Consider the following 20,722-nt stretch of genomic DNA (forward strand, 5'->3'; position numbering starts at 1 on the left):
TACATCACCGTGGCTGCCACGACACAAAAGAAATCCACAACCACCGGGAAGAACAGCAAAAGCGGTTCCTCCCGCGCAAAAAAGCCCGCGCAAAAGCAGTCCCAGCCCATCCGCCGGGAGGTCGGCGGCGTGGCGCTGCTGATTTTGATGCTGTGCGTCTTTGTCAGCTATCTGCAAATCAGCGCCCTGTTTATCGACTGGTTCGCCATATTGCTGAAGGGACTCTTTGGATACGGCTACTGGCTGGTGGGGCCTGCTCTGCTGCTCTCGTCGCTGATATTGCTGTTTCACCACGGCCGCCCCGTTCAGCTGCGGGTGACCTGCGCGCTGCTGCTGCCCGTGCTGTTTGGCGCGCTGGGGCACATGGCCTTTTGCAAGGAGACCTATCGCTCCTCCGTTGCCATTTTGCGGGACCTGTGGATCTCCGGGAGAGCGCTTGGCTCCGGCGGCGCGATTTCCGGCGTACTGGCGGAGGGGTCCGTGGCGGTGTTTTCCAAGTTTGCGTCCGTGATCATCTTTACCGCACTCTTTGTGATTCTGCTGATGACCGCCCTGCGCCTGACGCTGGGGGCGCTCCTTGAAAGACACCGGGAGCGGCCCCGCTATGAGGCGGAACCGGAGACACCCGCCATCCGGATGGTGCCGCTGGAAACGCCCAAACGCCGTGGGGAGGAGCAGGGAAAACCGCAGATCGATTTCCCGCTGGACGATGGGCCTGCGGCGGCACAAAAAACCGCAGAACGCAAGGAAGGCGGCCGCTTTACCGGCTTTTTCCGCCATAAGTCCGACCAGCAGAAAACACCGGATCAGGTGCTTGCGGAAAAAACTGCCGCCGCGCCGGTGGCAGCGCCTTCCGCCGCCCCGGTGGCCCCAGTTTTTGCGGCGCCTCCTATCTCTGTGCCGGAGCCGTCCATAGCGCCATCCCCGGTTGCCGCCATCCCAAATCCCGCGCCTGTCCCCGCGCCGCCGCTGACGCAGGCGGAGCTGCCCGCGCGCAAGGAAAAGGCCGGCACCGCGCAGGAGGTTGCGGCCCAGACCCAGGCAGTCGCAGCCGAGATCGAGGAAAAAATGACTGCGGGGGAGGACGAGTACCACTTCCCGCCGGTTACCCTGCTGTATGCAAGTCAGGGGGAAAACCATATCGAGGCCGGAGCGGAGCTTCGGAACAACTCCCGCCGTCTGGCGGAGACCCTTTCCAGCTTTGGCGTGGATGCCACGCCCGGCGATGTGGTCCACGGCCCTGCCGTCACCCGGTATGAGTTTGTGCTGGATCAGGGCGTGAAGCTCAGTAAAATCACCAATCTTGCGGACGACATCGCGCTGGCGCTGGGCGCCACCGGCGTGCGCATTGCCCCCATTCCGGATAAAATTTCCGTTGTGGGAATCGAGGTGCCCAACAAGCAGGTGACCCCCGTGCTGATCCGGGACGTGATCGAGTCCCGGGAGTTTACCGAGCACAAGTCCAGAGTGGCCTTTGCGCTGGGCCGGGACATCGGCGGACGGAACATTATCGGCAACATCGAAAAGCTGCCCCACGTTTTGATCGCCGGTACCACCGGCTCCGGTAAATCCGTGTGTACCAACTCGCTGATCATCAGCCTTTTGTATAAGTCCACGCCGGACGAGGTCCGCTTCATTATGGTGGACCCCAAGATGGTGGAGCTGGCGCCCTACAACGGCATTCCCCACCTGCTGATCCCCGTGGTGACGGACCCCAAGAAGGCCGCCGGGGCATTGCAGTGGGCCGTGTTTGAGATGATGAAGCGCTACAAGACCTTCTCCGAGCATGGCGTGAAGAAGCTGGAGGAGTTCAATAAGCTGGCCCGTACCCGGGAGGACATGGAGACCATGCCCGCCGTGGTGGTGGTCATTGACGAGCTGGCGGATTTGATGCTGGTTGCCGCCAAGGAGGTGGAAGAGTCCATCTGCCGTGTGGCCCAGATGGGCCGTGCCGCCGGTGTCCACCTCGTCATTGCCACCCAGCGTCCCTCCGCGGACGTCATTACCGGCTTGATGAAGGCCAATATCCCCAGCCGCATCGCCTTTGCCGTGGCGTCCTCGCTGGAATCCCGGATCATTTTGGATACCACGGGAGCTGAAAAGCTGGTGGGCAAGGGCGACATGCTGTACGGGCCGCTGGGGGCCGGCAAGCCCACGCGGGTGCAGGGCTGCTTCATCGCTCCCGAGGAAATCGAGGCGGTGGTGGAGTTTGTAAAGCAGGGCGGAGAGGCGCAGTACTCCGACGAGGTCATTGCCAAAATCGAAGAGACCCTTCAGGAAAAAGAGAAGGGCGGCTCCAAGGGCGGCGCAGTTTCCGCAGACAGCGGCGACGACGAGGGCGACGAGCTGCTGCCCGCCGCCGTGGATGTGGTGCTGGAGACCGGACAGGCCTCCGTATCCATGCTCCAGCGGCGGCTAAAGCTGGGGTATTCCCGGGCCGCCAGACTGGTGGACCAGATGGAAGAACGGGGCATCGTCGGCCCCTTTGAAGGCTCGAAGCCCCGGCAGCTGCTGATCACCCGCGCCCGGTGGCAGGAGCTGCAAATGGGCGCTTCCGCCGAGGAGGACGAGCCGCCCTTCCCAGTGGATGGAGACGGCGAGCTGTGACGCGACCGAAAAAAGGAGTGGGTAGCCACTCCTTTTTTTCATACCCCCCTATGCGAAAAACTATTGACAACTTGAAAAAGAGTGCTACAATAAAGATACTTTGAATATGGCAAGGAGGCCACAGTGATGAAATTTTCCAGCAAGGTCGAGACGTGCGGACTTTCCCCCGTCCGAAAATTTTACGCTTACGAGGTGGCGGCGGAGGCAAAGGGGCGGAAGGTCCGGCACCTGAACATCGGCCAGCCGGATATTGAAACGCCGGAGGTGTTTTTTGACGCCATCCGGAATTTTGAAGACAAGGTTGTGGCCTATGCCCCGGCGCCCGGCACTCCCAGTTTTCTGGAGGCTGCCCGGAACTATTACAGCCGCCTTGGCTGTGCGCTTACCTGCGATGATATCATGGCGACGTTTGGCGGCAGCGAGGCGCTGCAAATCGTCATGAGCTGCCTTTTGGACGACGGGGACGAGGTGCTGGTGCCGGAGCCTTATTATCCCAACTACGATACCTTTATCCGGATCACCGGCGCCAAGATTCGGCCCATCAAAACCACAGCGGCGGAAGGGTATCATTACGCCGACCGCAGCCGGATCGAGCCGCTGATCAATGAACATACCCGCGCCATCCTCATCACGAATCCCGGCAACCCCACAGGCGTTGTGCTCAGCGATGAGGAGCAGCGGACGATGGTGGACATTGCCAAGGAGCATGATCTCTTCCTCATCAGTGACGAGGTCTACCGCGAGATCGTCTACGGCGGACGCAAGGTGAGCACCATGATGGCTTACGAGGACGCATCGGAGAACATCGTGGTGGTGGATTCCGTGTCCAAGCGGTTTTCCGCCACGGGCTGCCGCGTGGGCGCGCTGATTTCCCGAAATCGAAAGCTGATGGAAGAGGCCTCCAAGCTGGCCCAGAGCCGCCTTTGCATTGCCACGCTGGAGCAGGCAGGCGCTGCGGCCATGTATGAAAAGCTGACGAGCGCTTACTATGCCGACGTATTGTCCCAGTATGACCAGCGCAAGGAGGCCATCGTGGCGAGCCTATCCAAGCTTCCCGGCGTGACCTTCAACTCTCCCGAGGGGGCGTTTTACCTGATGGCGACCCTTCCGGTGGATGATACGGAAAAGCTGCAATACTTTCTGCTGGAGGAGTTTGAGGACCAGGGAGAGACCGTTATGTTCACCCCCGCCGACGGATTTTATGAAAATCCGGAGGACGGCCGCAACAAGGTCCGTATCGCCTATGTGACCAACCCCGCCGACCTCACCCAGGCTGTGGAGATTTTGGGGCGTGGTATCGAAGCCTACAACGCGCGGAGAGCGTGAGATGATCCGCCATATCGTCATGTGGAAATTCCGCCCCGATACCGAGGCGGAACAGGCCCTGTTTCTGGACGGTCTGCGGAGCTTGCAGGGCGTGATCCCGCAGCTGCTGCGCAGCGAGGTTTCCATGAATGTGGGCAAGGGAAACTACGATGCGGTGCTGGTGAGCGAGTTTGAAAGCCTTGAGGCGCTGGAAGCGTATAAAAATGATCCCCGCCACCAGGCGGTGTCCGCCCTGTGCAAGTCCATTCGGGAGCAGCGGGCCGCCGTGGACAGCGAGATTTTTTCAAAATAGCGCGTCAGGAGAGCATCCGGCGGCATCCGGAATGACCCGATGCCGCCGGTCTTATTTGTGGGACTGTCCGCAAAAAAGCTGCGCGAAAAGAAAAAGCTGCCCCTCTTGACACGAAAAGGGAATCCTGCTAATATAGTGTTCTATAAGTAAATAGCGTGATGAACGGAAAGAGTAGTAATTGTCCCAATGGACAGAGAGGGCGCGTCACCGGCTGCAAGCGTGCCTACGGAGGGGATTGCGAAGTGCGTCCGGGAGCGCGGGGGATGTGGATGCCCTCCGCACGGCCTGCGTCAAGGGCCTTCCTTGAGTGATAAAAGAGAGTGGAACCGCGATACGTCGCCTCTCGTACTTTGGTACGGGGGGCGTTTTATTGTTCCCCCGACCGACGACACAAGGAGAACAAAACCATGTCAAAACGAGTGACCCGTCTGGGCGGCCTGCTGGCTGCCTATCAGCGCCGCGACCCTGCGGCGCGCAGCAAATTGGAAATTTTCCTGCTCTACCCCGGCGTTCACGCCATCATCTACCACCGCCTTGCCCACTGGCTGTACGGACACCACCGCTTCTTTCTGGCCCGGTGCGTTTCCCAGTGGAGCCGCTTTTGGACCGGAATCGAAATCCATCCCGGCGCCACCATCGGGCACCGGCTGGTCATTGACCACGGCATGGGCATCATCATCGGCGAGACCACGGAAATTGGAGACGACTGCCTGCTGTATCAGGGCGTGACCCTTGGCGGCACTGGCAAGGATAAGGGCAAGCGCCATCCCACGCTGGGCAATAACGTGCTGATCGGCTCCGGCGCGAAAATTTTGGGGCCCTTCACCGTGGGGGACAACGCCCGCATTGCGGCGGGCGCCGTGGTGCTGCGGGAGGTGCCGCCCAACGCAACGGCCGTGGGCGTTCCCGCCCGGGTGGTTCGGGTGGCGGGCAAGCCGGTCTACTATGCCGACGATGTGGATCAAATCCACATGGACGATCCGGTTCTGGAGGAGCTGGCGACGATGTCCCGGCGTATTGAGGAACTGGAAAAAGAACTGCGGGAAGTGCAGACTGCTGTCAATAAAACGAAAGAGAGGACTGCCTGAATGTATTTGTACAATTCGGCAACGCATAAAAAAGAGGAATTTCGGACCCACACGCCGGGCCATGTAGAAATGTATACCTGCGGACCCACCGTCTACCATTTTGCCCATATCGGCAACCTGCGCAGCTATATCATGGAGGACGTGCTGGAGAAATACCTGCGCTATACCGGATACGATGTGAACCGCGTCATGAACATCACCGACGTGGGGCACCTGAGCTCCGACGCCGATACCGGCGAGGATAAGATGGTCAAGGGCGCCAAGCGGGAGCACAAGTCCGTGCTGGAGATCGCCCAGTATTACACCGACGCCTTTTTTGAGGACTGCCGTAAGCTGAATATCAAGCGCCCGGATGTGGTCCAGCCCGCCACCGGCTGCATCGACGAGTATATCAAGATCGTTTCCGCCCTGCTGGAGAAGGGCTACGCCTATTCCGCCGGCGGCAACGTGTATTTCGACTCCTCCAAGCTCTCCCGCTACTATGTCTTTAACGACCACGACGAAGAGGACTTGGCGGTGGGCGTCCGGGAGGGCGTGGAAGAGGACACCAACAAGCGCAACAAGAACGACTTTGTGCTCTGGTTTACGAAAAGCAAGTTTGAAGATCAGGCGCTCAAGTGGGACTCCCCCTGGGGCGTGGGCTATCCCGGCTGGCATATCGAGTGCTCCGGCATCTCCATGAAGTACAATGGGGAGTATCTGGACCTCCATTGCGGCGGCGTCGACAACGCCTTCCCCCACCATACCAACGAAATCGCCCAGTCGGAGAGCTATCTAGGCCACCCCTGGTGCGCGCAGTGGTTCCATGTGCATCACCTGAACACCTCTGGCGGCAAGATGAGCAAGTCCAAGGGAGAGTTTTTAACGGTCTCCCTGCTGGAGGAGAAGGGGTACGACCCGCTGGCCTACCGCTATTTCTGCCTCCAGAGCCACTACCGCAAGGCGCTGGTGTTCTCCTATGAGAATCTGGACAACGCGGTGGCGGCTTACCAGAAGCTGATTTCCCGGATCGCGGCGCTTGTGCCCGGCGATGGGGAGGTGGACACGGCGGTATTTGAGGCCTATCGGACCAAATTCAACCAGCAGATGGGCAACGATCTCAACACCTCCATGGGCGTGACCTCCATTTTCGACGTGTTGAAGGCCCAGACCAACGACGCCACCAAGCTGGCGCTGATCGGGGATTTTGACGCGGTGCTGTCCCTGGGCCTTTTGGAAAAGGCCGCGGCAAAGCGGACAGCGGAGAAAACACCTGCCAAAACCACCGGCGGCTATACCGTCACCGGGGAGGGCGACTCCGCCATCGACGCGTTGGTTTTCCAGCGCTACGAGGCGAAAAAGGCGAAGAACTTTGGGGAAGCGGACCGGATTCGCGAGGAATTACGCGCGCAGGGAATTGAAATCACGGATACCAAGGACGGCGCAAGCTGGGCGCGCGCGTAAGAGAAAACTTAAAACGGGGCGGCATGGCCGCCCCGTTTTTCTTGACAAAAAACGTGAATTCCGCTACTATAAAGAAAAAAAGAGCTAATATATTGGCTCTTTTAAGAAGAGGGACAGGCCAATGGAGTTGAATCGGGCAGTGGCGGAGAACATCAAGCGCATCCGGAAGGGCAAAAAACTGAGCATGGAGCGCACGGCGGTCCTCGCGGGCGTGTCCCGCAGTATGCTGGGCCAGATCGAGCGGGGAGAGGCCAACCCCTCCGTGGCCATCATCGGCAAGCTGGCGGCGGCACTGAAGGTGCCTGCGGAGGTGCTGCTGGAAAACGACGATTTCGACTCGCTGCTTCTGGTGCGGGAGCTGGATCAAAAGGCGGCCCGGCTGGACGGCGGCAAGGCCGTGCTGCGGCCCAGCTTTCCCTATGACGACACGACCCGGCAGGAAAGCTTTTTTCTGGATCTGTACATCAGCGCCCACTACGCGCCCGATCCCTCCGTGCCGGGCTGCGTCTGCCATGCCACGCTGATGTCCGGCAGCGTACAAGTGAGCGCGGAGGAGCAGAACTTTCAGCTGCTGGAACGGGACGCCCTCCGTTTTGCGGCGGACCGGCCCTACTATTTTGAGAACATGTCCAATTCCACGGCCCGGCTGATGCTGGTGTACCGATATTTGAAGTGAGGAGCGATGAGTATGCGCATCCGTACCGCCGTCATGGCGGACCTGATGGCGGTGACAGCCGTGGAGAAAGCCTGCTTTCCGGCTGCGGAAGCCGCCACTGCGGCGGATTTTTCCGCCCGCCTTGCCAGGTATCCCAACCACTTTTGGCTGCTGGAGACCGACGGGGGAGCGCTTGTCAGCTTTATCAACGGACCGGTGTGCGACGAGGCGGAGTTGCGGGATGAAATGTATGGCGACGCGTCCTTCCACAAGGAGGATGGCGCGTGGCAGATGATCTTTGGCGTGAATACGCTGCCCTCATACCGCCGCCGCGGGCTTGCCGCCATTGTGATGGAGCGAGTGATCGCGGACGCGCGGGCGCAGGGCCGACAGGGATGCGTGCTTACCTGCAAGGAAAAGCTGATTCACTACTATGAAAAATTCGGCTTTCGGCAGGAGGGCGTGTCCCAATCCGTCCACGGCGGCGTCACATGGTACGCCATGCGGCTGACCTTTTAGAAAAAGAAGCGCCCGGCTTTCGGCTGGGCGCTTTCCTTTGGAAAACGGCGCGTCTGCCGCCGTTTTTAAAGATCGGTGTGGGTACACAGCTCCTGTATTTTTGCCTGAATGGACTTGAGGTCCTCAAAGGTCTCCGGCCGCTTTCCAACGTCCCGCAAAAGGGCGGCGGGATGATAAATGGCAGTCATCTGCACGCCGCCCCGGCTAAACCAGCGGCCGTGCTCACTGGTGATTTTGAAGTCCTCCTTGATGATGGCCTTGGCGGCAATGCGCCCCAGGCACACAATGAGCTTGGGCCGCAGCAGCGCCGTCTGCCGCCGAAGCCAGTCCTTGCAGGCGTCCTGCTCCACGTTCAGCGGGTCCCGATTCTGGGGCGGGCGGCACTTGACCACGTTGGCGATATAGACTTTCGTGCGGTCCAGACCGATGATCTCCAGCATATCGTCCAGCAGCTGACCGGCCTTGCCGACAAACGGGACGCCCTGTTCGTCCTCCCGCTGGCCCGGTCCTTCGCCAATCAGCAGGATTTCGGCGTCGGTGGCGCCGTCGCCAAAGACGACGGTGCTGCGCGTTTGCGCCAGAGCACAGCCGTCACACTGCCCACAGGCGCTTTTCAAGGATTCCCAGGTATCCGCCATCCCATTGCCTCCTTTGTGACTTGTTGCTCAAATGATAGCACACAACAGCCCCTCGCGCAACGCCGGAAATTTTGGGTTCGAGCGGAGAGATTTTTTTGCTTGACTTACCTAGAGAACCTATGTATCATATACTTAGACAATCTAGGTATGTTATTTGAGGAGGCGTCCTATGAAAAAGACCATGGAACACAGCCGGCTGCTGGTGCTGTCGCTGCTGGCGGGAGAGGATATGTACGGCTACCAGATGATCGTGGAGCTGGCGCGCCGGTCCGATCATACCTTTGAGATGAAGGAGGGGACGCTCTATCCGGTGCTCCACGCGCTGGAGCGGGAGGGACTGGTGGAGGCCTACCAGCAGGACGCCCCCACGGGGCGGGTGCGGAAGTATTACCGCCTGACGCGCCGGGGCGGCGCGCTGCTCAAGACCGAGACGGAGGCGTGGCAGAGCTATTCCACCGCCGTCAACGCCGTGCTGCGCAGCAGCGCGGGACGGTCCATGGCGTGATATGGAGCGAGGAGAGTATTGCGACCGGGTGCTTGCCGCGCTGCGGCGGCTGACGCCGGAGGAGCGGGCGGCGGTCCGCAGCGAGATCGACGGCCACATCGAGGACCACATGGAATCGCTGCTGGAGCTGGGATACACCCCGGAATTGGCCCAGGAGCGCACCATGGCCGCCATGGGAGACCCGGAAGCGGTGGGTCGTGGGCTGGAGGCGCAGTATCCCCTGCGGTGGCTGCTGCTGGGGCGGTGTGCGGTGGTGCTGGCAGTGGCGGCCTGTTTGCAGGCGCTGCTGGCGGTGGGGATGCTGGGCATGGTTTGGGACAGCGTGACGGCCCGGATCTACCCCAACGAGGAGAGCAGGATGAACGGCGTGGCAGCCACGGAGCGGGTGAATGTCCGCGTTCCGGTGGGGGACGATGTGCTGCGGGTCTACCGCTTGGCGGTGGGGCAGCGGGGAGAGGTGCCGGGCCTATGGGAGGCGGAGGTGTCCCTTTGCGCCTATGACCATCTTCCCGGCGGCATTGTCTCAGACCGGCTGCTGAGTGCCACGCAGGTGAAAAATGAGCGGGGCGAGGCGTCCTCTCATGGTGGCGGACGGGGCAGTTGGAAGGCGGACTACACGCGGCTCTACGCCCCGCTGCAGCCGGGAGATACCTTCGTCACGCTGGAATATGAGCGGCTGGGAGAGCGGGTCTATCTGGAGCTTTCCCTGCCGGGGGAGGGGATCTCGTGAAAAAGAACGTACTTTTCTCTCGGCGGCGGACGGCGCTGCGCCGCATCCTGCGGACACTGGTGTGCCTGCTGCTTGTCCAGCATATCCTTGGCGTGGGATTGCTGCTGCCCCGGCAGGCCATCCGTCAGGTGGAGCAGCGCAGCGGCGTCACCGGGACGCGTGTGGTGGCCCGGCGCTGGATGCCGAAGCTTTACGCCACCCATTTGCTGTATCTCACGGAAAATGAAGCGGCCACTCAGCTTTGCGACACGCACTGGACGATTTTTGGCTGGGAGGGCGGCTTTGGCTGGACGCTGGACTGCACCACTGGGGAACCTCTTTACATCGCGGAGCGGTCCATGTCCCGGTCTGATGAGACCCTCTGGTATTACTACGGCCGGGTGGACAATGTCCGGATCGCGGACATCAGCGTCAGCGTTCAGGCGGAGGAATTTGCGGACGGCAAGAGCGTTTCCCGGGAGGTGGACCGGTTTACCGCGGCAAAAGGAGACTGGCTTACAAAGGAAGGACGGCGGTACTTCCTGCTGCGGCAGGCGGATGGGACGTGGCCCTATGAGCAGGAGCGGCGTCGCGCGTTCGCCGTCGCGCTGGACGCGGAGGGGAAAGAGCTTTTCCGGCAGGAGATCGAGCAGGGAACCTTCAGTTATTATTGAGAAGAGGAGGACGCTATGAAAGATTTTCTCGCAATGTTTTTGCTGTGGTTTGTTGTTTGCTATCTGGTGGCGGCCTTTGGAAGTTCCAATATTTGGGCGCTGCTTTGCCTGTCGGCGGTGGTGCTGTCGGTCTTTAGCGGTGCGTTTTTGAGCCAGTCCAAAAAGATGGAGGAGCTGGAAGAACGAATCCGCCATCTGGAGGAACCCAAGGAATAAAAGAACGCCCCGCCGCTTTCGCGGCGGGGCTGCTTGCGTAAAAGATTGACACATGCGGTACAATAGAAAAGAAACAAAACGAAATGGGAGGGAAAACCGTGAAGCGAAAGGTACTGCGGCGGCTGCTGGCGGGTCTGGCGGTACTGGTGCTGGTATTTCGGATGGGATTCCTTCTGTATTTCGGCGATTTTTATCACAAGGCGGAGCGGGCGTTTCAGGTGCCGGGGCTGGACAGTGATTTCATTCCCCAGGGAATCGAAAGCTTTGGCGACGGATTTCTCATCAGCGGATATCTCTCCCGTTCGGGACGGGCCCGGCTCTATCACGTGGACGCCATGGGCAACGCCGGTGCGCTGCGGCTGCTCCGAGAGGATGGCAGCGCGCTATCCTGCCATGCCGGGGGCGTCACGGCGGTGGGGGAGTTTGTGTATCTGGTGGGCGGCAGTCAGTGCTACGTGTTTTCCGCCGAAGAGGTTTCGGACTGGGACCGGAAATCCGTGACGGCGTTGGGAAGCTTTGCAACGCAGAATCGGGCGTCTTTTTGCTGCATCTGGGGAGACGGGCTGCTGGTAGGGGAGTACGCCATGGGAGAGCGCTATTTCACGCCGGAGAGCCACCACATCGTCACGGCATCGGGAGAGGAAAACGCCGCCATGGCCATGGTGTTTCCCCTGGATGATACGGCGCCGCTGGGCGTTTTGGAAAAACCGGCGGCGGCCGTCTCCATGCCGGAGCGCATACAGGGCCTGAGCCTGACGAACGACGGGAGGATCGTCCTTTCCGCCTCTGCCGCGCTGGGCGTGTCCCAGCTGTATCTATATGACGCTGCCCTTGTGGAAAACGGCACGCTCCGGCGGTTTCACTGGCCAAACGGGACGAGCATCCCGCTGTACTGCTTTGACGGCGACGCGCGCCTCGAGACGCTGTATCTGCCGCCGCAGACGGAGGAGACCACCTTTCGCGGCGGAAAGCTGTACGTCCTGTTTGAATCCGCCAGCTTTCGCTTTCAGTACGGAAAGCTGGTGGGAGCCGACTCCGTATACCGAATGCCCCTTCCAGAATGGAATTCCCCGGCTAAATAGCCGGGGAATTCAGCTTGTTCAAAAGTCTTACTTCAGTTTGCCGCAGGAGCGGAAAAAAATGAAATCTGTTTTCTCCCGCGACCTGTGCGTGGGAGAAAACACTTTGCGCGAAGCGTGCGTCGAACAGTCCGCTGAAAGCGGACATATGAGGCGCAAAGCGCAGCGAAGCCCTTTGCCCCAAAAGCCCAACGGCTTTTGGGGCAGTCTCAATTCCCCGGCTAAATAGCCGGGGAATTTTCACGTTATTCCGTATAGTGCGTGTGGCTAAAAATGTGGTCCTGACAAAAACAGTGATACCCCGCGCAGCGGGAGCAGTACCGAAACTCCAGCTCGGGAAAATCCGCGTCGGTGCGGCCGCAGACGGCGCACTTATGGCGGTAGCCCCGCTCCGCCTCCTTCTTTTTCTGCTGCCGGACAGCGGATTTAAATTGCACAGTCTGGGGAGAGCGCTGGTGCCGGGTGAGAAAGCCGATGTCCGCGAGGATGTCCCGGATGCGGTCCCAGAAAAAAACGGCATAGGCAAGCCATGCTGCCAGCAGCACCGGCAAAATGGCCGGTAGCAGCAGCTTCACCGCCAGGGTGTTCATGCGGATGATGTCGGAGAAGGTCAAAAAGACGTAGAACAGGGCCAGCCACTTGGCCCGGATGGGAAGAACGAAATAAAACCGGATCAGGGCGTCGGGGTAAAGGGTTGCAAAGGCCAGAAACAACACGTTATTGAGGTAGCTGTTGGTGACCATGGCAAAGGGACTCCACAAAAGACTGATGGACCCGAAAATCACCGTCAAAGCCGCGCCGGTGAGATAGAAGAGCGTGAATTTCGCGCTGCCCCACGACTCTTCAATGGAGGTGCCGATGGAGTAATAGAAAAACATACCCAGCACCATCCAGAGCATCCGGTCGTATTCCGGGATAAACAGCCACGTGATAATCCGCCAAAGCTCTCCGTGCAGGATCGCCCCCGCGTCGAAGCTCAGCATGGCGGAAGCGGCGTTGCCGGAAAACGAGTCCAGCAAAAATACCGCGGCGGTGATGAACACGACGTAGCGCATCAGATTGGGAATGCCGAAGCGGGGGTGGTTCAGACAGAAACGGTCCACCGCGTCACAGAGTTTCCTCAAAATCAAAACCTCCAACATTTATGGAATCTTTACTCTGAGAGCATTATACCCGCTGGAGTCTCAATTGTCATCAATAAATTTTAAACGTTGCCAAAAACAGATAAATTTCCCAAACATTTTACCGTCTTTTATCTTGACAAACGGGCGGGAGAAAGATAAAATAGTGCTTACAATTACATCATCCCTTATCAAGAGTGGCGGAGGGAACGGCCCTATGAAACCACGGCAACCTGCGTTGTAAGGTGCCAAATCCGACGGATACCGATAGATGAGGAGCGAGAAAAGGATACTTTTTGCGCGTTTCGTCGTCGAAACGCGCATTTTTTTCGACTCTTGAGGGGGATCACAAAAGGAGAACAACTTATGGCAAGACATTACCTCTTTACATCCGAGTCCGTGACGGAAGGACATCCGGATAAAATCTGCGATCAGATTTCCGACGCCGTGCTGGACGCTATTTTGGAGCAGGACCCCCAGGGACGGGTGGCCTGCGAGACCACTGCCTGCACCGGATTGATCCATGTGATGGGCGAGATTACCACCAACTGCTATGTGGACATCGCGCATATCGCCCGGGAAGTGGTGCGGGACATCGGCTACGACCGGGGCAAATACGGCTTTGACTGCGATACCTGCGCCGTGATCACCTCCATCGACGAGCAGTCCTCCGATATCGCCATGGGCGTGGACAAAGCGCTGGAGGATAAGTCCGGGGCCGACGCGGGACTTGGCGAGGGCGCCGGCGATCAGGGCATGATGTTCGGCTACGCCTGCGACGAAACGCCGGAGCTGATGCCGCTGCCGCTGTCGCTTGCCCAGAAGATGTGCCGCCAGATGGCGCTTGTCCGCAAGACCGGTGTGGTGCCCTACATGCGGCCGGACGGCAAGAGCCAGGTCACCGTGGAATATGACGAAAACAACCGCCCCGTCCGGGTGGATACCGTGGTCATCTCCACGCAGCACAACCCCGATGTGACCCTCGATCAGATCCGCAGAGACATGATCGACCAGGTGGCCAAGGTGGTCATCCCCGCTGAAATGCTGGATGAAAACACAAAGTATTATGTGAACCCCACCGGCCGCTTTGTCAAGGGCGGTCCGGCGGCGGATGCGGGACTCACCGGGCGGAAGATCATTGTGGATACCTATGGCGGAAGCGCGCCCCACGGCGGCGGCTGCTTCTCCGGCAAGGACCCCACCAAGGTGGACCGCAGCGCGGCGTACGCCGCCCGCTGGGTGGCCAAGAACATCGTGGCGGCCGGGCTTGCCCGCCGCTGCCAGGTGGAGTTGGCCTATGCCATCGGCGTGGCGCACCCGGTCAGCGTTTTGGTGGATACCTTTGGCACCGGGACCGTGGGCGATGACAAGCTGGAGAGCGCGGTGCGCCGGGTGTTTGACCTGCGGCCCGCGGCCATCATCCGGGATCTGGACCTGCGCAGACCCATCTACCGCGATCTTGCGGCATACGGCCACATGGGCCGGGAGGATCTGGGTGTCAGCTGGGAAAAGGCAGACCGCGTGGAGGCTTTGAAGGCCGCCGCTGCGGAATAAACCATCCGCAACCCCTGCTGCCGTGAGGCGGCAGGGGTTGCTGCATTGCCGGGCTTGCCGCAGGCCGGATCGATGGGAACCGGGGAGCACCCGTACGGCCTTGGCGCCGTTGGGCGCGGCGCATGGATGAAAAGGGCGGAAGGGACGAGTTGACAGCTGTCTGCTCGTCCCTTCCGCTTTTGGGGGGGATTGACCGGTTTTTCCTGCTAGGAGCGCTTGTCGGCATCGCCGATGAATTTTGCCAGAGTGCTGTAAAGCAGCTCCGGATCGATTGGTTTTGCGAGGTGGGCATTCATACCGGCATCCCCGGACAGCTTCCGATCGCTGTCAAACGCGTTGGCCGTCATGGCGATGATGGGAATGCGTTTTGCGTCCTGCCGCGCCATCTTGCGGATCGCTTTTGTTGCGGTCAGTCCATTCATGTTTGGCATACGCACGTCCATCAAAATCGCGGCATAGGTGCCAGGGGGATTCGCCGCGAAAATCTTTACCGCACTTTCTCCGTCATTGGCATGGGTGACGGACATTCCTCGTTTTTCAAGCAGTTTGGTGGCAATTGTTGCATTCAGAGGGTGATCCTCCGCCAGAAGAATCCGTTTTCCGACAAGTATTTGCTGGTTATGAGACGGCTCCTGACGCGGCTCCGGGACCTCGGCAGCATTTGAGAGTCTGTAATGATAGGGGGAGGTGACGGTAAAGACGGAGCCTTTCCCCGGCTCGCTGGTGGCTGTGATATCGCCGCCCATCAGCCGCGCAATGGACCGGGAGATTGAAAGCCCCAGTCCGGTTCCGGGAATGGAGGCGGTTTCCTTTGTGCGCTCCTGCTCGAAGGGGAGAAACAGTTTTTGAATAAATTCGCTGCTCATGCCGCAGCCGTTGTCCTCAATAACGGTTTGGTCCACGGCCGTTTTGGCTTCGTCATCGCGGGTGATATTATGAAAGCTCAGCTTGACGTGCCCGCCCTCCGGCGTAAACTTGCAGGCGTTGTTCAAAATGTTCATCAGCATCTGCTTTGTCTTTTGCGGATCGACAAAATACTCATAGGGCGGTTTCTTCCGAATGCGCGGGTTGTACTCAAAATGAATATGCTTCGCCGCCATCATGGGTTCCATCATGTCCAGCACGGCGGAGAGCACTTCGTTTGGAGAGACCCACTCTTCTTCCAGCGTGACTTTTCCACTGTCGATCCTGCTCATTTCAAGAATATCGTTGAGGATTCCAAGCAAATACGCACTGGATTCCTTGATTTGCTCCAAATATTGCGCCGCCACGGTGCCTTGCGCCACTTCACTTCCCGCCAGCTGCGTCATGCCGAGAATTGCATTCATCGGCGTGCGGATCTCATGGCTCATATTGGCGAGAAAATCAGATTTTGCCCGGTTTGCCTTTTCTTCCGCCTCAAGGGACGTTTGCAGCGCGTGCAGCCGCCGCTGCTCCGTAATGTCGTTATAGGTGATATAGGCCAGCACCTTCCCGTTGGGCTGGAGAATGCTGCGGCCCTTGGCCGACAGCCAGATGTATTCACCGGTCTTTTTGTTGCGAGTGCGGTATTCGTAATCGATGGCGCTGTCGGGAATGCGCAGCGTCTTGATGACCTTCCTGACCGTCGGCATATCGTCGGGATGCGTCAACTGAAAGACTTCTTGATTCTGTATGCCGGTGGCTTTTGCGCTGTCAATGCCCATCATCTCGCAAATGGCAGGGTTTGCAATGACGATGCGAACATCCTGCTGGGAAAGCTCAAATACAAAAACGCCCACTGCGATGTTTTTCAAGACATTGATGAGCGTCGATTTTTGCTCGTTCAGCAGATTTTCTTTGGTCACATCCGTTGCAATCGCCACAACGTAATGCGGCAGCTCATCCCGTATGTAGATTGCCCGGCTTTGCATCAGGCGAAATGGAAAGGTGTTTTTCAGGCGATACCGAACGGTGACCTCTTCAGCGCCGTTGGCGTCTGACCCGTTTTCCAGCAGTACCGCCGGAGAGAGCAGCCGCCGAACCTCATCCACATCATCGGGATGGATCTCCGCCTGGCACATATATTCAAAAGCGGTCGGGTAGTCGCCGGCGGACGGCACAGAAAAGACGTCTGGATTTTGCAGGGTGATCTGCCGGTATTGCATGGTTTCCAGATTGATCTCCGTGTAGACGCTCACCGACTTTTGCAGAGCGCGGGTCATCCGATTCATTGACTTTTCATCTTCTGACTGAAAGGGAAGGTCCACTTGCTTTTGCACTGCCAGGAGGTACGAGGGTTTCCCGTTCCAGTCGATCTCCACCGAGCGGACAATGAAGATCATATTGGCGTCGGAGTGATTGACAAAGCTGACGTGATCCTTGCTGCGAATGGGGCAGGAAGCGCACATCTCCTTGTTTCCGTGAATGGAATAGCAGGGCTTTCCAATTCTGTTTTTGACGGAATAGGCTTGGGCCACGGGATTTTCGTAATAGGTGATCAGGGTATCCCGATCCACAATATAAATGCCGGTATGCTTGAAGTTGTCAAATATATCCTCGACGTTCATGGTGTATCACCTCCTGCGCAAGACTTTGTGCTCAGCGCAATTATATACCCCCGTAAACAATAATTCCATCGTTTTTACACAATTTGGCAAAGGGCGGTGTTTTGTATCAGGTCCACGTGCTGGCAACAGGTGATTTCCTGTTCGCAAGTCCCCTCCAAGCGCCTGAGCGCAGCGCTGAAGCGGAGTTTTCTGCAAATAACCGCCGCCCACTGCCTGCCCTGCGAAAGAGGTGCGGCGGGGGACCCGGGCTGTATGAAAGCGACAGTTTTTAACGAAATCTTTACTTTGTAGCAGAGGTGTGGTAGACTCCCTATCAATTGGAAGGCGCGTGTTGCTGCAAGACACGCTTTCTTATGATTGGTTGGACCCGATGGGGAGAGAGGGGGCGTATATGAAGTATAAGGAGTATATCGCGCAACGGAAAGACAATATTCCGGAGACAGCGTTTCATTTGTTTGCCAGGCGCGGCATTGAGGCGGTGACCATGCAGCAGATCGCGGACGAGAGCGACTGCGGCATTGCCAGTTTGTACCGGTACTACGGCACCAAGCTAAAGCTGGTCATTGAAATTGCGGCGCTGAAATGGCGGGCGTATGCCGAGACGGTGGAAGCCGACTATGAAAAGCAAAACGGCGCAGCCATGAATGGCATGGAGGAGTTTGCATTCTGCCTGTCGCGGTACATGGATTTATATCAGAATTACAAGGAGCTTTTGAAGTTCAACTTTAATTTCGACCTCTACGTCATTCACGAGCAGGCGACGAAAGAGGATATGGCGCCCTACTATGAAAGCGTGGGGCTGTTCGCAAAAAAATTCCACGTGCTCTATGAAAAAGCGCTGAACGACCACACCATGCGCACGGATATTGACGAGACGCAGCTCTATTTCGGCTCCATGTATGCCATGCTGACGACGGCTGCGAAGTATAGCTACGGCACGGTTTACCCGGTGGATAGCGTGCTGGATTATACCAGCGCGCTGGAGATGCAAATGCGGATGATTCTGGACTACGTGAAAACGAGGTGAGCGCAGGCGGCGGAAATAACAGGAGCTGTACCGTAAGGATATTTGATACTTTGGCGCGCTTGTGGTATACTTCTATAAGGTTGCCGTCCCAGTGATATCTGGAGCTGTGACGAGCATGGGCGGGAGAGCCGCGCCATGACCGCGACAAGCCGACGGCACCAGAACGGAGAATCGTTTTCATGACCTTTGAGCAATTGCAACTTTCCCAGCCGCTGCTGGCCGCCATTTCGCGTCAGGGCTACATAGAGCCCACCCCCATTCAGCAGCAGGCGATCCCATACCTCTTGGAAAAACGGGATCTGATTGGCTGCGCACAGACCGGCACCGGAAAAACTGCCGCCTTTGCCCTGCCCATCCTCCAGATTCTGTCCAAAGAACGGGCCAAGCAGGTGCGCGCGCTGATTTTAACACCCACCAGAGAACTGGCTATTCAAATTCTGGACTGCTTTCAAAGCTATGGGGAAAACCTGCCCCTGCGCTCTGCGGCCATCTTTGGCGGCGTTGGGCAGGAGCCGCAGGTAGCGGCGCTGCGGCGCGGCGTGGACATCCTGATCGCAACGCCGGGACGTCTGTGCGATTTGATGCAGCAGGGCTACGTAAAGCTGGCTGGGCTGGAGATTTTTGTGCTGGACGAAGCGGACCGGATGCTGGATATGGGCTTTCTGCGGGACGTAAAAAAGGTGCTGGCTGCTTTGCCAAAGCAGCGCCAGACGCTGCTTTTCAGCGCCACCATGCCCCGGGAGATTGAGACGCTGGCGCACACCATGCTCCACGCGCCTGTAACAGTAAAGGCAAATCCCGTTACAGACACTGCTACTGCCGTACAGCAGAGTGTGTATCTGATCGACAAGAAAAACAAGAAATTTCTGCTTCAAAATCTGCTCAAGCAGGGCGTTACCAGCGCTCTGGTTTTCACCAGAACCAAGTACGGCGCCAATGACGTGGTGAAGGATCTTGCAAAGGCGGGCATTGAGGCCATGGCCATCCACGGAAACAAGAGCCAGACCGCAAGGCAAACGGCCCTGAGCAGCTTTAAAAGCGGGAAAATCAAGGTGCTGGTCGCCACCGACATTGCCGCCCGCGGCATCGACGTGCCGGAACTGTCCCATGTGATTAACTACGAACTGCCCAATGAGCCGGAGACCTATATCCATCGGGTGGGCAGAACCGGTCGGGCGGGACTGGGCGGTATCGCCATCAGCTTTTGCGACTATGATGAGCTGGACTATCTGGAGGATATCGAAAAGCTGACAGGGAAGGCCCTTCCCCGGGAAACGTCGAAGTGGCCCATGGAGGTTTTGCAAAAGACGGTGAAGCAGCCCCGCACAGCGCCGGGCACGAACCGGCGGCGGACAGCCGCCCCGTCCGTGAAACTGCGCGGGGACAAGCAGGACGCGCCCAAACGGCAGCCGTCTGCCGCCAGAGGCGCTCGAACGGAAAAGCGCGGAAGGCGACATCCGTAAAACGGAGGCAAGGACCTGTGGGTGCCCGCCGGCTGTTGATTTGCCGCAGTATGCCGCAATTTATTTACAAATTTGACCTTTACAGACATAAATTCCCATGGTATCCTGTTTTCCGGTGATAAAATTGACAAAGGAAAAAATTTGCGCCGTTTTAAAAGGGATTGCGGAAAAGCTGCCGGTATTTCTCTTCTGTGTCCTCTTTATCAACGGCTACAACACGTGGTTTGGAAAAGAAAACAGCATCGTAGGCGTGATTTTGCTGATGGGACTGCTGATGTTCCTGAAGGCGGATTTCGGTATGGACGCTAAATACAGCGCCCTGCTGGTGCCGGTGCTGCTGGTTTTGATGGGGCTGTGCGCCAAGCTCTCCACATGGAGTCCTCTGGTGGGGTTGGCGGTGGATGCGATATTTTTGGGCGCCGCGCTGCTGTTTACCCGGCGGGATGCCACCCACAGCGCATATCTGCCCTTTTTTATGGGGTATCTGATGTTCCGCGGCTATGATGTGACGGGCGATCTGTTTGTCAAGCGGATGGTGAGCCTGACCGTGATCGGCTGCGTGATCGGTCTGCTGCACTGGCTGGGCAGTCGGAAAAGCTGCGGGCACGATGCGCCCACGGTGCTGCTTGCCCCATTTTCCCTGGACAATCAGTGGGAGCGCTGGGCTTTGAGCTTGCTGGTCACGCTGCTGGTGACCATGCTTTGCGGTGATTTGCTGAGCATTCCCAAAAGCATGTGGGTGAATCTCACCGTGCTGTCTCTGATGACGCCCATTGAGGACGATTTGATGCGGCGGCGGCGAATGCGCATTCCGGCCACTATTTTGGGGTGCGTGCTGTTCATGGCGCTGTTTGGCTGGCTGATCCCTCCCGATTACCAGACGGCGGTGGTGCTGCTGGCGGGATTTCTGTCCATGTTCATCACCTCCTATTTTATCAAAACAGTCTATAATTCCTTCAGCGCACTGGTCACCGCCACGCTGATGCTGCCCGTCAAGGCCGCTGTTCTGACCCGCATTGGCAACAACCTCATCGGAGCGGCTGTGACATTGGTGAGCCTCTTCCTGTTCAATCGGGTATTCGACCGATTGGACCACCGGCGCCAGAGAGTCGCTTGATCCCATGAAAAACTGCCGGGACGGCTTCTGCGCTCCAGCGGTCGGTCTTAAAAAAGGTTCAGCTTCGGCGGTGCAGCGGTGGAGAGGGAATGGAATTTTTTGCTCCATCATTGCTATCGCGGCAAATGCCATGGACGATGCTGTGTGAAATTCAATTCATG

At 58.3% G+C, this 20,722-nt stretch carries 19 protein-coding genes and 1 riboswitch; of the genes, 16 read left to right on the top strand and 3 right to left on the bottom strand.

The features are described from left to right. The first annotated feature begins 9 nt into the window (after nucleotides 1-9). From PHI30_RS06385 to PHI30_RS06415, 7 genes are all read left to right on the top strand, one after another. Nucleotides 10-2,607 carry a DNA translocase FtsK gene (locus PHI30_RS06385; protein WP_300025485.1) on the top strand — a complete coding sequence of 866 codons (2,598 nt, stop codon included), beginning with the start codon at nucleotides 10-12 and terminating at the stop codon, nucleotides 2,605-2,607. Nucleotides 2,608-2,733: 126 nt separating this feature from the next. Continuing rightward, nucleotides 2,734-3,933, top strand: coding sequence for a pyridoxal phosphate-dependent aminotransferase (locus PHI30_RS06390; protein WP_300025488.1), 1,200 nt, complete (start codon nucleotides 2,734-2,736; stop codon nucleotides 3,931-3,933). Between the two features lies 1 nt (nucleotide 3,934). Beyond that, nucleotides 3,935-4,225: a Dabb family protein gene (locus PHI30_RS06395; protein WP_300025491.1), complete on the top strand. Its 291-nt coding sequence runs from the start codon at nucleotides 3,935-3,937 to the stop codon at nucleotides 4,223-4,225. 407 nt (nucleotides 4,226-4,632) lie between these two features. Continuing rightward, nucleotides 4,633-5,313 (top strand): serine O-acetyltransferase EpsC, encoded by a 681-nt coding sequence (gene epsC / locus PHI30_RS06400; protein ID WP_300025494.1) that lies wholly within the window; start codon nucleotides 4,633-4,635, stop codon nucleotides 5,311-5,313. Next, nucleotides 5,314-6,756, top strand: coding sequence for a cysteine--tRNA ligase (gene cysS / locus PHI30_RS06405; RefSeq protein WP_300025496.1), 1,443 nt, complete (start codon nucleotides 5,314-5,316; stop codon nucleotides 6,754-6,756). Between the two features lie 121 nt (nucleotides 6,757-6,877). Further along, nucleotides 6,878-7,432: a helix-turn-helix transcriptional regulator gene (locus PHI30_RS06410; RefSeq protein ID WP_300025498.1), complete on the top strand. Its 555-nt coding sequence runs from the start codon at nucleotides 6,878-6,880 to the stop codon at nucleotides 7,430-7,432. Between the two features lie 12 nt (nucleotides 7,433-7,444). Further along, entirely contained in the window at nucleotides 7,445-7,930 is a 486-nt protein-coding gene (locus PHI30_RS06415; RefSeq protein ID WP_300025500.1) for a GNAT family N-acetyltransferase, read from the top strand. A gap of 65 nt (nucleotides 7,931-7,995) precedes the next feature. Here PHI30_RS06415 and PHI30_RS06420 read toward each other — a convergent pair whose 3' ends face one another. After that, nucleotides 7,996-8,568, bottom strand: a complete 573-nt coding sequence (locus PHI30_RS06420; RefSeq protein ID WP_300025503.1) for a uracil-DNA glycosylase — start codon at nucleotides 8,566-8,568, stop codon at nucleotides 7,996-7,998. A 169-nt stretch (nucleotides 8,569-8,737) separates the two neighbouring features. Between PHI30_RS06420 and PHI30_RS06425 the strand changes: the two genes are divergently transcribed. From PHI30_RS06425 to PHI30_RS06445, 5 genes are all read left to right on the top strand, one after another. Continuing rightward, entirely contained in the window at nucleotides 8,738-9,073 is a 336-nt protein-coding gene (locus PHI30_RS06425; RefSeq protein ID WP_300025505.1) for a PadR family transcriptional regulator, read from the top strand. A gap of 1 nt (nucleotide 9,074) precedes the next feature. Next, nucleotides 9,075-9,803, top strand: a complete 729-nt coding sequence (locus PHI30_RS06430; RefSeq protein ID WP_300025506.1) for a permease prefix domain 1-containing protein — start codon at nucleotides 9,075-9,077, stop codon at nucleotides 9,801-9,803. Next, nucleotides 9,800-10,456, top strand: a complete 657-nt coding sequence (locus PHI30_RS06435; RefSeq protein ID WP_300025509.1) for a hypothetical protein — start codon at nucleotides 9,800-9,802, stop codon at nucleotides 10,454-10,456. The genes PHI30_RS06430 and PHI30_RS06435 overlap by 4 nt, the downstream gene beginning before the upstream one ends. A gap of 15 nt (nucleotides 10,457-10,471) precedes the next feature. Continuing rightward, nucleotides 10,472-10,672: a hypothetical protein gene (locus tag PHI30_RS06440; RefSeq protein ID WP_300025512.1), complete on the top strand. Its 201-nt coding sequence runs from the start codon at nucleotides 10,472-10,474 to the stop codon at nucleotides 10,670-10,672. A 98-nt stretch (nucleotides 10,673-10,770) separates the two neighbouring features. Then, nucleotides 10,771-11,754, top strand: coding sequence for a hypothetical protein (locus tag PHI30_RS06445; protein WP_300025514.1), 984 nt, complete (start codon nucleotides 10,771-10,773; stop codon nucleotides 11,752-11,754). A 242-nt stretch (nucleotides 11,755-11,996) separates the two neighbouring features. Here the strand turns inward: PHI30_RS06445 and PHI30_RS06450 are convergent, their stop codons facing one another. Beyond that, the gene (locus tag PHI30_RS06450) at nucleotides 11,997-12,875 is read right to left on the bottom strand and encodes a rhomboid family intramembrane serine protease (protein WP_300025516.1); all 879 of its coding nucleotides are present in this window, start codon (nucleotides 12,873-12,875) and stop codon (nucleotides 11,997-11,999) included. Nucleotides 12,876-13,057: 182 nt separating this feature from the next. Next, nucleotides 13,058-13,150: riboswitch (SAM riboswitch) on the top strand. Between the two features lie 88 nt (nucleotides 13,151-13,238). On the opposite strand from PHI30_RS06450, the gene metK reads away from it, so the two are divergent. Further along, nucleotides 13,239-14,426, top strand: coding sequence for a methionine adenosyltransferase (gene metK / locus PHI30_RS06455; RefSeq protein ID WP_300025519.1), 1,188 nt, complete (start codon nucleotides 13,239-13,241; stop codon nucleotides 14,424-14,426). 206 nt (nucleotides 14,427-14,632) lie between these two features. On the opposite strand, the gene PHI30_RS06460 is transcribed toward metK, so the two are convergent. Beyond that, complete coding sequence (locus PHI30_RS06460; RefSeq protein WP_300025522.1) at nucleotides 14,633-16,954, bottom strand: hybrid sensor histidine kinase/response regulator; 2,322 nt, start codon at nucleotides 16,952-16,954, stop codon at nucleotides 14,633-14,635. Between the two features lie 391 nt (nucleotides 16,955-17,345). On the opposite strand from PHI30_RS06460, the gene PHI30_RS06465 reads away from it, so the two are divergent. From PHI30_RS06465 to PHI30_RS06475, 3 genes are all read left to right on the top strand, one after another. Next, nucleotides 17,346-17,981, top strand: coding sequence for a TetR/AcrR family transcriptional regulator (locus tag PHI30_RS06465; protein ID WP_300025525.1), 636 nt, complete (start codon nucleotides 17,346-17,348; stop codon nucleotides 17,979-17,981). Between the two features lie 179 nt (nucleotides 17,982-18,160). Next, nucleotides 18,161-19,444, top strand: coding sequence for a DEAD/DEAH box helicase (locus PHI30_RS06470; RefSeq protein ID WP_300025528.1), 1,284 nt, complete (start codon nucleotides 18,161-18,163; stop codon nucleotides 19,442-19,444). Between the two features lie 115 nt (nucleotides 19,445-19,559). Then, nucleotides 19,560-20,561 (top strand): FUSC family protein, encoded by a 1,002-nt coding sequence (locus PHI30_RS06475; RefSeq protein WP_300025531.1) that lies wholly within the window; start codon nucleotides 19,560-19,562, stop codon nucleotides 20,559-20,561. The last annotated feature ends 161 nt before the right edge of the window (nucleotides 20,562-20,722 follow it).

Origin of the sequence: Oscillibacter sp. (assembly GCF_028693505.1) — a bacterium.
GTDB lineage: Bacteria > Bacillota > Clostridia > Oscillospirales > Oscillospiraceae > Oscillibacter.